Annotated in this window: 8 protein-coding genes; 5 read left to right on the forward strand and 3 right to left on the reverse strand. The window is 72.5% G+C overall.

All coding sequences use genetic code 11. From position 1 onward, the window contains the following. The first annotated feature begins 459 nt into the window (after positions 1-459). Positions 460-1,395, forward strand: a complete 936-nt coding sequence (locus WMF39_RS23990; RefSeq protein ID WP_437747782.1) for a diiron oxygenase — start codon at positions 460-462, stop codon at positions 1,393-1,395. Positions 1,396-1,546: 151 nt separating this feature from the next. On the opposite strand, the gene pgl is transcribed toward WMF39_RS23990, so the two are convergent. The 3 genes from pgl to zwf are packed head-to-tail and all read right to left on the reverse strand — an operon-like array spanning position 1,547 to position 4,955. Continuing rightward, the gene (gene pgl / locus WMF39_RS23995) at positions 1,547-2,272 is read right to left on the reverse strand and encodes a 6-phosphogluconolactonase (protein WP_437747783.1); all 726 of its coding nucleotides are present in this window, start codon (positions 2,270-2,272) and stop codon (positions 1,547-1,549) included. A gap of 23 nt (positions 2,273-2,295) precedes the next feature. Then, complete coding sequence (locus WMF39_RS24000) at positions 2,296-3,369, reverse strand: glucose-6-phosphate dehydrogenase assembly protein OpcA (protein ID WP_437747784.1); 1,074 nt, start codon at positions 3,367-3,369, stop codon at positions 2,296-2,298. Continuing rightward, positions 3,366-4,955 (reverse strand): glucose-6-phosphate dehydrogenase, encoded by a 1,590-nt coding sequence (zwf, locus tag WMF39_RS24005; RefSeq protein ID WP_437555057.1) that lies wholly within the window; start codon positions 4,953-4,955, stop codon positions 3,366-3,368. The genes WMF39_RS24000 and zwf overlap by 4 nt, the downstream gene beginning before the upstream one ends. Before the next feature lie 343 nt (positions 4,956-5,298). Between zwf and WMF39_RS24010 the strand changes: the two genes are divergently transcribed. From WMF39_RS24010 to WMF39_RS24025, 4 genes are all read left to right on the forward strand, one after another. Further along, complete coding sequence (locus tag WMF39_RS24010) at positions 5,299-5,598, forward strand: DUF433 domain-containing protein (RefSeq protein ID WP_437747785.1); 300 nt, start codon at positions 5,299-5,301, stop codon at positions 5,596-5,598. Positions 5,599-6,001: 403 nt separating this feature from the next. After that, positions 6,002-7,270 (forward strand): hypothetical protein, encoded by a 1,269-nt coding sequence (locus WMF39_RS24015; RefSeq protein ID WP_437747786.1) that lies wholly within the window; start codon positions 6,002-6,004, stop codon positions 7,268-7,270. Positions 7,271-7,608: 338 nt separating this feature from the next. After that, positions 7,609-11,415, forward strand: coding sequence for a serine/threonine-protein kinase (locus tag WMF39_RS24020; RefSeq protein ID WP_437747787.1), 3,807 nt, complete (start codon positions 7,609-7,611; stop codon positions 11,413-11,415). Beyond that, positions 11,412-12,314 carry a lysophospholipid acyltransferase family protein gene (locus WMF39_RS24025; protein WP_437747788.1) on the forward strand — a complete coding sequence of 301 codons (903 nt, stop codon included), beginning with the start codon at positions 11,412-11,414 and terminating at the stop codon, positions 12,312-12,314. The genes WMF39_RS24020 and WMF39_RS24025 overlap by 4 nt, the downstream gene beginning before the upstream one ends. The last annotated feature ends 363 nt before the right edge of the window (positions 12,315-12,677 follow it).

The following is a 12,677-nucleotide window of genomic DNA, read 5'->3' on the forward strand; positions in this document are numbered from 1 at the left end:
GTCAGGACGGTCGGCAATCCATATCACGGGTCTGCTCGCGATCAACTTAAATCGATCGGCGAGCGATGCCACGATCTTGCCTTTCGCGAGCTGGCCGGCCAGTAGGCCAGCCGGCCGGCCGACTGGCCTACTGGCCGGCCGGCGCGTGGAGCAAGCGCTCATCAACGATTGTCGCTTCAATAAATTCGTCCACATCTGCCGGCGTCCCCTGTGGATATCTCGAGGAGCTCGTGCAGGTCGGCGAAATCTCGTCACGAATTGATAAAAATTCACACCTCTGACATCGAGCAACACTCGGGCGCGATCGAGGAACCGATGCACGCACGCTTAGATCAACGATGCACATCGTCGCTTGCGGTGGGCTTGACGTCGTGGTACCCGATGCCCCGAACCTCGTAGACCCTGTTGGTCGTTCGTCCCGGAGTCGGGATGTCAGCGTCGAGGTGATAGAGGAGCGATATGCAACACGTCGAGGCCAGCGCGCCGGAAGGCGATACCGTAGCGTCGTGGTATGAGAAGGCGACGGTGCGCTACACCCAACGGATTCTGATCCCGGAGCGCTCCAGCGGGGAGCTGCTCTACCCCACCGCGCGTAGCATCGTTTGTGATCACCCGCTGGTCGCGTCGCGCGGCAGTACAGTGCAGTCGTACATCCTGGCCCAGGCCGCGTATCAGTTCCTCTACGGGGTCGGACTGCTCGAGACGAAGTTCGTCATCGACTGCAGCTTGAATATTCTCCACAACCACATCAAGGGCGCCGGCGATGTCGACAAGCTGCAGGCGCTCACGGTGATAATCGACGAAGGGTACCACGCCTACGTGGCGCTGGATTACATCGTCCAGATGAAGCAGAAGATTGACGTCGAGCCGCTACTGGTTCCCGAGTCGAACTGGAAGCTCGACGCGGCGGCGCGTGCCAGCGCGAGCTTGCCCGAGAGCATGAGGATGGACTTCCAGCTCCTCGCGGTCACGCTCGCCGAAAACGTGCTCACCGCCGAGATCGCGAGCCTGGGTAAGGAGAAGGAGATCGCGAGGTCGTTCGCGCGGGTCATGGGCGACCACGTCCTCGATGAAGGGCGGCACTCCAAGTATTTTGCGAAGCTGCTGAAGTCGAGCTGGGCTCGGCTCCCGCGGGAGACGCAGGAGACGTTCCGCGCGATGTTGCCCGGTTACCTCGACGATTTTCTGGGCGTCGACCTGAACCGCGCGTTCGAGCGGAAGGTGCTCGCCGCGCAGGGCTTCAGCGCCGAAGAGATCGATCGCATCATCGATGACACCCAGGAGAGGTTCGTCGCCGAGCACCAGGACGCCAGGGAGAAGACGAAGGTCAGGCTCGTCGCCCTGCTGAAGCAAGTCGGCGTGTTCGGGCTCTCGGACTCGATCGCGCGGCAATAGGCGATAGAGCGCCTGCCAAGATCTCCCGTCGGCCGCGCTGCCGAGGGGTGGCTCCCGCGTCAACATCACCTGAACGCGCGTCGCTTGAACGCACAGGACGCGCGGCGCGCCGATCGCGCCGCGCTGCACGAGCGCGGGCGCTCGCTGCTCGCTACCCGGCTTGCGCGGCGGCGGCGTCGAGCAGCCAGACGAGCCGCCCGGGCCCGCCGCGCACGACCCGCGCCGGCACCTCGTCGGCCGGGCCGGGCCGCTTCGCCTGCGCCACGACCCCGCGCTTGCCCGCCCCGCGGGCCAGGAGCAGCTTCAGCCGCGCCTCCTGGATCACCGGCGCCGTCAGCGTGAGCCGCGGCTCCAGCCCCTTGTCCGGCTGCGCCGGGATCGCGGCGACCAGGCGGTCCTCGATGCCCGCCGCCCCCGTCCCGGGGAACAGCGAGGCCGTGTGCGCGTCGTCGCCGATCCCGAGCGTCATCACGTCGAAGGAGACCGCCGACGCGACCCCGAACCGCGCCCGCAGGAGCCGCTCGTACCGCGCCGCGGCCCCGGCGAGGTCCGGCGACTCGCCCTCCATGCGGAAGAAGCGCTCCTCCGGGATGGGGGCCGCCGCCAGATCCCGGCGCGCTGCGCCGTAGTTCGAGCGGGGGTGATCGGGCGCGACCGCGCGCTCGTCCACCCAGAACCACTCGGTCTGCGCCCACGGGAGCGAGAGCGCCGCGAGCCGCTGGTACGCCTCCGAGGGCGTGCTCCCGCCCGACAGCGCGACGCGCGCGACGCCGCGCGCGTCGACCGCGGCCGCGATGGCGCGCGCGATGAGCTCCGCCCCGAGCCGCGCCTGCTCCGCCGCGTCCGCCGCGACGAGGGTCTCCTCACCACCGTTCATCTCGGTCCTCCTGTCGGCGCTCGTCAAAGGGCGCTCCACTTCGCCGCGGCGAGCACCGCCTCGCGCAGCAGCCGATCGCCCTCCAGCGAGTCGATCGTCTTCGCCAGCACCCACGTCTCGTCCCGGTAGCCGAGCGGGTGCAGGTGCTCTGCCGACCGCGCCCCCTCCAGGGTCCAACGCACCGTGCCGGGCGCCTTGTCGAGCCGCACGCAGCCGAGCGTCAGCGGCTCGCCGCGCAGCGACGTCCACAGGCGCACGCCGTCGAGCCGCCGCCACGCCTGCGCGTCCGCCGGCGCCGGCGGCCCGTCGATCAGCGCGATCTCGATCGGCGCGCCATCGGCGCCGCGGGCGCGGCCGACCACGCCGCCGCCGGGCTGCGTGGGCCCCCGCAACTCGAACGTCCAGCCTAGCCGCGAGCCCATCCAGCCGAGGAACAGCGCCGCCGGATCCGGCTTCGCCCCCGCGCTGCGCGCGATCTCCACCCGCCGGATCGCCCGGCACGCCTCCGGCATGTCGTCGAAGAACCGGGCCACGAGCTCGCGGAACGAGAACGTCCGCACGAACGCCCGGTCCGCGAGCGGCGCCCTCGTCCCGCGCGCGACCTCCGCGATGCGCTCGATGCACGTCTCGGCCGAGTCGAACACCAGCCGATCGCAGATCGGCGCGAGCGCGTCGCCGAGCACGTTCGGCGCGCCAGGCGCGAGCTCGACGATCACGGCCACGTCGGAGATCGTGAGCGCGCTCACGACCGAAGCGACGCGCTCGGCCGCGGCCACCCCGAACGTGAGCTCCACGCGGTCGTAGCAGATCGGCACCTCGCCGGCGCGGCGGCACGTGGCCGACCAGTCGGCCTGGACGCTCAGCGGGTCGAGCCGGTCGTCGAGCGTGATGAGCAGGGTGCGCCCCGCGTGCGTCTCGGCGAGGTCCTCGGCCTGCTCCTTCAGGCGCTCGACCTCGGCGCGGCTGCCCACCGCGACGAAGTTCATCGTCGACGCGCGCGTCTTCGGGGCCGGCTCCGCCCGCGACTCGTCCGGCGCCGACCAGAACTCGGCGAGCTCCGACTCGACCCGCTTGATGATCTCGGCGACCGCGCTCACGGCCGCCTCCACGCCCGCTCGGGCGCCTTCCCCCCGTCGCCCGCCCCGCACACCGCGCGCACGTCATCCGACGACGGCTCGACGAGGGCGTCGGCCTCCGGCGGGCCCCAGCTGCCCGCGGCGTAGCGCGCGATCGGCGCGCTCTGCGTCCGCCACCCCTCGAAGATCGGATCGACGAAGCCCCACTGCGCCTCGACCTCGTCGGCGCGCGTGAACAGCGTGGCGTCGCCGCGCAACGCGTCGAGCAGGAGCCGCTCGTACGCCTCGGGCGTGCTGGAGCCGAACGCGGCGCCGTACCGGAAATCCATCGTGACGCCGCGGATCGCGATGCCGCCGCCCGGGATCTTCGCCGCGAAGCGGAGCGAGATGCCCTCGTCGGGCTGGAGGCGCATCACGAGCGCGTTCGGCTCCTCGGTCGCGCCGGGGGCGCCCTTGAACAGGCCGTGCGGGAGCGGCTTGAAGTGCAGCACCACCTCGGCCACCCGCTTCGCCAGCCGCTTGCCGGCGCGCAGGTAGAACGGCACCCCGCCCCAGCGCCAGCTGTCCAGGTGGAGCTTCATCGCGACGTAGGTCTCCGTCGTCGAGTCCTTCGCGACGTCCGGCTCCTCCGTGTAGCCGGGCACCTTCTCGCCGCGTACCATGCCGGGCGCATACTGCCCGCGCACCGTCGACGACAGCGCGTCCGGGCCCGCGATCGGCCGCAGCGTGCGGAGCACCTTCACCTTCTCGTCGCGCACCGCGTCCGCGTCCCACGACGACGGCGGCTCCATCGCGACCAGCGTGAGCAGCTGGAGCGCGTGGTTCTGCACGATGTCCCGCGTGATGCCGACCTTCTCGTAGAACTTGCCGCGTCCCTCGACGCCGATCTCCTCGGCCACGGTGATCTGCACGTGATCGACGTGCTGGCGCGACCAGAGCGGCTCGAAGATCGTGTTGCCGAACCGCAGGACGAGGAGGTTCTGGACGGTCTCCTTCCCGAGGTAGTGGTCGATCCGGTAGATCTGCGACTCCGCGAGGTGGGCGAGCAGGTCGCGGTTGAGGGCGCGGGCGCTCTCCAGATCCTCGCCGAACGGCTTCTCGACGACGACGTGCTGGAACGGCGCGTCCTTCTCGTGCGACGGCGGCGCGACGAGGTTCGCCGCGCGCAGGCCGCGCACGATGGGCGCGAACTGGTCGGGGGCGACGGCCAGGTAGAAGACCCGGTTCTTTCGGGTGCCGCGCTCGGCGTCGAGCCGCTCGAGCTCCGCGGCGAGCCGGGTGTACGTCTCGGCCTCGTCGAACGCCCCCTGGACGTAGCTGATGCCCTTCTCGAGCTCGCTCCAGGTCGCCTCCTCGAGCGGGCGCCGCGAGTACTTCCCGACGGCCTCGCGCATCTCCTTCGCGAAATCCGGCTTCGGGCGCCGCGCCACGCCGACGACGGCGAAGCCGCCGGTGAGGAGCCGGCTGAGCGTCAGGTTGTAGACCGCGGGCAGCAGCTTGCGCCGCGTCAGGTCGCCCGAGGCGCCAAAGATGACGAGCGCGGCCGGCGAGGCGGTGCGCTCCTCGGGCATCCCTTCGCGAAGCGGGTTCTTCTCGGCTTGGGTCATGGTGGGTGAGCTCCGGTCGGTGACGACGACGGGCACGATGCTCGCGCGCCTCCGCGGCGTAGGGTAGTCCGGATCGCACGCGCGGGCGCGGAACGATGCGAGAACGATGCCGGAGGTCGCGCGACGAGCGCGACGACCGCGACGACCGCGACGACCGCGACGACGACCTCGCGCGGGCGTGCCGGCGGAGCGCGCCCGCCGAGTGTGCCCGCGCAGCCCCGCCGCCCGCGCCGAGCGTGCCCGCCGGCTCGCGGCGCCCTTCCATCCGATCGCGACCGGTACTAGGCTGCTCCGCGCGATGGCCGCGCCGGTGCTCCCGCGAATCCGCGTCCCCCACCCCCACGTGCGAAGCGATAGCCAGGTGCTCGCCGGGAGCCCGCACGTCCTCGGGTCGCGCGTCCCGGTCCGGCGGCTCTGGGCGTGGCACCGCGGCGGCGCGTCGGTGGAGACGCTGCTCAAGCGGTACCCGAACCTCGGGCCCGCGCGCGTGCTCGACGCGCTCGCGTTCGCGTACGACAACCAGGACCTCATCGAGGCCGACATCGCGCGCGAGCAGCTGCTCTTCAAGAAGCAGGGCGGGCCCACGGTCGGCGCGCGCCCGCTCGCTCAGCTGAACCTCCCCTTCGACGAGGACGACGAGTGAGCGGCGCCCGAGAGGGCGCGGCGGGCAAGGGACGGGGCGCTCGAAGCGCGGCGCGCCGCGCGTGAGACGCCGCGGGCGAGATGCCGCGCGCGCCATGGGGAGCCCCTCGGGCGATATATATATGTGAAACGCCTCGCGCCACCTGCGATGCAGACCGCCGTCCCCACGCGATGAGCTCAGCTTGATTCTTTACAGCCATCCTGACTTGGGGCAATGAGGGCCGTCCGTCGCTGGAGCCCACGGTGCGGGGCTGCTCGGCATTACGAGTGACCGTCGCGCAGGATCGCGGCTGTCCCAGCTTTCAAGGTCGCGGCTGCTGGTGTAGGGTCCGCGCTCCATGGGGTACCGATCGAGGTGCCGGAGGGATTCTGAGATGAGCGTCAATCGATGGAAGTTGTTTGCGATGCCCGTGGCCCTTCTCGGCCTGGCTTCGCCTCTCCTCGTGAACTGCGGCGGCAAGGGGATCCCTGGCGCGGACAGCCTTCCCGGCCCCGCCGGTGACCTGGCGTCGGCCGCGGGCGGCTGCGACGAGATGAAGAACGGCGGCATCGCGAACCTGAAGTTCGACGGCGGCGCCGAGGTCGAGGGCAAGATCAAGGGCTTCCTCGAGGCGGCTGCGTCGCTCGACAAGCTCACCGTCGCCATGGAGGCGGACCTCATCGCCTCGTGCGGCAAGCTCGGCAAGGACCTCGGCATGAGCGAGGCGGAGCTCAAGGCCGACGCAGGCGGCGGCAAGGGCGCCGAGAAGGTCTGCGGCGCGGTCTCGGCCAAGGTGAACGCCGCCGTGAAGGCGAACGCCGAGGCGAAGATCACCGTCCAGATCGATCCGCCGAAGTGCTACGCCGACATCACCGCCATGCAGAAGTGCCTCGGCGACTGCGGGTCGCCGGTGCAGCCCGGCAAGCTCGAGGCGAGCTGTGAGGGCGGCGAGATCAGCGGCAAGTGCGACGCCGAGTGCAAGGGCAAGTGCAGCGTCGAGGCCGGCGCGGCGTGCACCGGCACCTGCAACGCGAGCTGCTCGGGCAAGTGCGACGTCGGCTTCAAGGGCACCTGCGGCGGCAAGTGCGACGGCAAGTGCGACGGCAAGGACTCGAAGGGCGCGGCGTGCGCCGGCACCTGCGAGGGCAAGTGCGACGCCAAGGCCGAGGGCTCCTGCTCGGGCACCTGCGAGGGCAGCTGCTCCGGCTCCTGCGAGGTCAAGGCCGCGGCGAAGTGCTCGGGCTCCTGCTCGGGCGGCTGCAGCGCCGAGATCAAGGAGCCGAAGTGCTCGGGCGAGTTCAAGCCCCCGAGCGTCGACCCGAGCTGCCAGATGCAGTGCACGGCGAAGACCGCGGGCGAGGCGAAGTGCGATGCGCCGAACGTCCGCATCGTGGCGAGCGGCAAGGTGAACGCCGACGCGCAGAAGCTCGTCGCCGCGCTCCGGACGTCGCTCCCGGCGATCGCCAAGGTGCAGCTCGGCTCCGGCAAGAAGCTGGCGGCGGCCGTGTCCGGCGTCGGCAAGGCCGGCGTCGAGGTGAAGGACGTGGCGCTCAAGGCCGGCGGCAAGGCGGTCGCCTGCGTCGCGGCCGCGGTCGACGCGTCGGCCAGCGCGACGGCCTCGATCGACGTCAACATCAAGGCGAGCGCGAGCGTCAGCGGCTCGGCGAGCGGTTCGGCCAGCGGCGGGACCTGATCCCCGGCGCGGCCTGAGCGCGGACGCGGCGGCGGTCCCCTCCCGGGGGCTGCCGCCGTCGTCATTTCAGGCGCCGAATCCGGGCTCGCGGCGCAGATCTGGATGCGAGCTCACCTTTCCGGTCGCGCGGCGCGCGGCGCGCAATGGTCGAGATCGGCGCCGGATGCGCCGCCCAACGTTGCAGGCAGGTTTCTTGGCCAGACAGCCGCGATGCGGCAAGCCGTCAAAGCGGCGTGCCTCCGGGAGGCGGCCAGGCCATTGCGCGCTGTCGCGGCGCTCGTCCGGAGTATCATGGTGCGTCGGCGAACGATGACGGGGTACTCGGAAGGGCAGGAGCGATGGTCGGCGATCCCTTGATCGAGCGAGGCGCCAGGATCGGCGAGTACACGATCGACGATCGCCTCGGCGAGGGCGGCTTCGGCGCCGTGTTCCGCGGCCGCGACGGGGCCGGCAACGACGCCGCCATCAAGATCTTCAAGGACGTGAGCGCCCAGAACGCCGGGCAGCTCTTCGCACAGCAGAACGAGATCGAGGCGCTGCTCCGCCTGCGCCACCCCTCGCTCGTCAAGCTCTCCTCGTACGGCGTCCTGGACGGCGTGGGCCTCTACCTCGCGATGGAGCTCGTGCAGGGCGAGACGCTCGACCGGTACCTCGCACGGATGGGCTCGCTCGACACGATCGAGGCCCTGCGCATCGCGCGCCGCGTGGCCGAGGCGCTCGCGCACTGCCACGCGCTCAACGTCCTCCACCTCGACCTCAAGCCGAGCAACATCGTCCTCACCGATCCGTACGAGCCCCGGCTCAAGATCCTCGATTTCGGCCTGGCGACGCTCACCGTGAGCTTCCAGCCCGAGCACGCCCGCGTCAACGCGGGCACCATCGCGTACCTGGCGCCCGAGTGCCTGAAGCGGGGCGCGCTCGGGCGCCCGAGCCCCCGGATGGACCTCTACGCGGTCGGCGTCATGCTCTACGAGCTGCTCGCCGGCCGGCTCCCGTTCTCGGACGGCACCGTCAACAGCGTCATCAACCAGAAGGTCTACGGCACGCTCGTGCCGCTCGCCCACGCGGCGCCCGAGACGCCGGCGCCGGTCGTCGCGCTCGTCGAGGAGCTCCTGGAGCGCGACCCGGCGCGGCGCTTCTCCAGCGCGGCCCGGCTCTGCGCTCGGCTCAAGGAGCTCTACTACGTCACGCTCCACGGCACCTCGCAGCCCCCGGCCGGGGCCGAGGACGAAGCGCACGGGCGCGACGCCGCCGCGCCGGAGACCTTCGACGACGCGCACGACGCGCCCTTCGTCGGCCGCGAGCAGGAGCTCGGGCGGCTCATCGAGCTCGTCCAGGGCGCGGTGCGCGGCGAGCCGCGGCCGGCCGTGGTGGTCGGCGACACCGGCGTCGGCAAGAGCCGCCTCGTCGCCGAGCTGCTCCGGAGCGCCGAGCAGGCGGGCACGGCGATCGTCGCGTACGGCCGGTGCAGGGAGCTCTCCGGGCTCGTGCCCTACTCCGCGATCCGCGAGGCGCTGACGCAGATCGCGCTCTGGCTGGAGCGGCACGGCGACAGCCGGGCGGCGCGCATCCGCCGGCTGGTGAGCCTCGTGATCGCCGACGACGCCGCCCTCCTCCGGGGGCTCGTGCCGGAGCTGACGCGCGCGGTCGGGCTCGCCGACGAGGGCGGCGCCATCGGCCCGGGCGGAACGCGCTGGATCGCCGAGCTGATCCTGCGGCTGCTCGGCGCGATCTCCGAGGAGATCCCGGTCGTCCTCGCGATCGAGGACGTGCACTGGGCCGACGAGGCGACGCAGGAGGTGCTGCTGCGCCTCTCGGATCAGCTCGGCGAGATGCCGGTGCTGCTGCTCGGCACGGCGCGGCCGCCCTTCGCTCGCGGCTCGTCGCTGCCTCCGCCCGGCTCGTCGCTGCCTCCGCCCGGCTCGTCCGCGCTGCGCGGCCCGGGCTCGTCGCCGATGACGCCGCGCACGGCGGGGTGGCTCGCGTGGAAGGACGTCGAGCGCCTCGACCTCGGCCCGCTCCGGCCCGAGGCGAACCGGGCGCTCCTCTCCGCGCTCGGCCGCGGCGCGGGGGACGACCTCGTCCAGGAGCTCGTGCGCCGCGTCCCGCTGCTCGCCGCGGGCAACCCGCTCTTCAACATCCAGGTCGTCCGCAACATGGAGACCGAGGGCTTCCTGCAGCGCAGCCGGAGCGGCGCGCTCGAGATCTCCCGCGCCGACGCGCACTACCTCGCGCCCGCCTCGGTCTCGGACGTCCTCTCGCGCAGCATCGACGCGCTCGATGCCACGACGGTCCAGGTCCTCGGCGTCGCCGCGCTCATCGGCCGCCAGTTCCTGCGCGACGATCTGGTCGAGCTCGGGCTCTTCGACCCGGCGGAGGTCGACAGCGCCCTGCGCAACGCCGCGGCGCACTACGTCTGCCTCGGCGAGGACGGAGGCCTCGCGTCGTTCTCGCACGACGCGGCGCGCGAGCAGCTCGCCGCCCGCGTGCCGCCCGACGAGCGCCCCGACTACCACGGGCGCATCGCGCGGCGCATCGAGCTGCGCGGCGGCGATCCGGGGACGCTCGCGCACCACGTCGAGCGCGCCGGCGAGCTCGACCGCGCCGCGTCGACGTACCTGCTCGCGGCGAGCGAGGCCGATCGGCTCCAGGATCCGCACGGCGCCAGCCGCCGGCTGAAGCAGGCGCTCGCGCTGCTCGAGCGGCTGCCGCTCGACCCGGCGCGGATCGAGCTCAGGGCCCGCTGCGCGCACGAGCTCGCGCGCGTGGCGTGCCTGCTCGGCAGCACGGCGGAGCCGCTCGATCTGCTGCGCCGCACGCAGGGGGCGCTGCCGGAGACGCCGCTCGTCACGGCGGCCCTCTCCAGCGCGCTGTCGCGCGTGCACTACGTGCGGGGCGAGTTCGCCGACGCGGTGGCGCACAGCCGCAGGGCGCTCGAGGCGATCGGCGCGAGCCCGGAGCTGCGCCCGTACCAGTGCCTGCCGGCGAACATCCTCGGGCGCGCGCTGTGCGCGGCCGGCAAGGTGGGCCCGGCGACCGAGCCGCTCCGCCGCGGGTGCGAGCTCGCGGAGGCGGCGGGCGAGTACGTCGAGCTCTGCCACTCGCGCGGCATCCTCTGCGTCGCGCTGAGCCAGTCCGGCTTCTACGCCGAGGCCGAGCAGAACGCCGCGGACGCCGCGCGCCTCGCCGAGCGCCTGCGCGACCCGGTGCGGCTGCTCGGCACGTGGTTCTACCACGCGGTGCTCGCGGAGGGCCGGTTCGACTGGGATCTCGGGGTCCGGTCGACAGCGCAGCTGCTCTCGTACGCCGAGGAGCACGGCCTGAGCGGGCTCTACCTGTACATGGGGACGATGTACGCGGGCCGGCACCAGTTCCACATGGGCCAGCTCACGCGGGCCCGCGTGCTGATCGCGAACGCGGTCAACCTGAGCGGCGTGCTGGGCATCGGCATGGGGCGCGGCTGGGCGGAGGGGTACCTGGGCGACGTGTACTTCGTGCAGGGCCTGCTCCCGGAGGCGCTCGCCGCCTACGAGCGGGCGATCGAGATCGGCTCGGCGGGGACGGGCGACGCGTACGCCGTGAGCCTCGGCCGGGTCGGCCGGGTGCACGCGCGGGCGCTGCTCGCCAACGACGCCAGCGGCGCTGGCCAGGCCGGCGAGCTCGCCGCGTACGGCCGGGAGACGCTCGATCTCATCCGCACGTCGGGCAACCGGACGCTGCTGGTGACGGCGCTCGAGCGTCACGCCGAGGCGCTCGACGCGCTGGGCGACGGGGGGGCTGCGCGCGGCGTCCGCGCCGAGCGCGCGGCGCTCGTCGAGGAGCTCGGCCTGACGGATCCGACGTTCTGGCCGCGCGTCCCGGCCGAGGCGGCGTTCCAGGGCCCCCCGCGGGTGTACTGGGCCGATCTGCCGCGCGAGGTCCGGAGCGCGGGCCCGAGCAGCGTCGGCACGACGCAGGTCGTGGACGCGACGGTGGCGGACCTCGCGGCGGCGGCGACGATCGCGGTCCCGGAGGAGGAGCTCGGCGGGCCGACGATCGTGGCGATCCCGCGCCTCCGCCACGTCACGCTGCTGGAGACGCTGGCCTCGGTGGAGGGCTTCGTCCCGCGCTTCGACGGGCCGGAGGCCCCGCCGGTCGCCAAGTGACGGCGAAGGACGACGGCGCCGAGCGGGCGCCCGGGGACGCCGAGCAAGCAGGGCTGCGCGAGCAGGGGCCGCCGGTCGTCGCGCAGGTGGCCTCGGCTGCAAGGTGTGGGCGTGACGCGGGCGCCGCGGTGGCGCCGGCCGGTGCGGTCGAGGTCGTGCGCACGGCGCTCGCCCACGCCTGGGCGATGCTGTTCCTCGTCGTGCTGCTTCCCATCGGCTTGATCTGCTTTCCCTTCGATCCCAGGCAGCGGATGCACGACCGCCTCTCGGTCGTCTGGGCGCGCGGGGCGCTCTGGCTCGTCGGGGTGCGCGTCGAGGCCGAGGGCGTGGCGCACGTGCGGCAGGGCGAGCGCTACGTGATCGCGGCGAACCACCAGAGCACGCTCGACATCCTCGCGTTGCTCGTCGTGCTGCAGGGGCGCACGCCGATGCGGTTCCTGGCGAAGCGCGCGCTGTTCCACGTGCCGGTGCTCGGCTGGGGCATGCGCCTGTACGGCCACACGCCGGTCGACCGGCGGCGCGCCCGCGGCGCCGTGGCGGATCTCGGCGAGGCGCGGCGCAACGTGATGCAGCGGTGGTCGACGGTGTTCTTCCCGGAGGGGACGCGGAGCGCGACGGGCCGGCTCCTGCCCTTCCGGCCGGGCGCGTTCCGGACCGCCTCGGCCGCGGGCGCGCGCGTCCTGCCGGTGACCATCGACGGCGCGGGTGCGCTGCAGCCAAAGGGCCGTTATGCCGCCGCGCCCGGCGTCGTGCGGGTCGTGGTGCACCCGCCGCTCGACCCGCCGGGGCCGTCGCTCGAGGAGCTCCGCGCCGCGATGGAGGCGTGCAGGACCGCCGTGGCGTCGGCGCTGCCGGAAGCGCTCCGGGAGGAGCGCGAGGCGCGGAGCGGAAGCGGGTGAGCCGGGGGAGCCAGGCGGGATAAAGGGGATCGCTGTCCCGCAGAGTCGCGGCGCGACCTGGTGCGCGGGGTCGACGCCGCGCAGGCGCAACAGCGCTCGTTCGAGGAGCGGACCATGAGCCCGCGTGCTCTTCAATTGAATGGCGAGCTCTTCAAGGCATCCTCTCACGGATGGCGCGGTGCTCAGCGCACGCAGCGCCGCGGAGGCTCGAGTCACCAAGACGCCAGAGACGCAAATTGTTGGGATTTCTTGGCATCCTCGGCGCCTCCCAGAGCACCGCACCTTCGGCCAAAGCACCCCACTACCCTCGCGCGCCTGCGCGTGAACTCTCCTTCTCATTCAGGCCCCCTCCTTCTCATTCAG

This window comes from Sorangium sp. So ce1504, from assembly GCF_051521635.1.
In the GTDB taxonomy this organism is placed as follows: domain Bacteria; phylum Myxococcota_A; class Polyangia; order Polyangiales; family Polyangiaceae; genus Sorangium; species Sorangium cellulosum_B.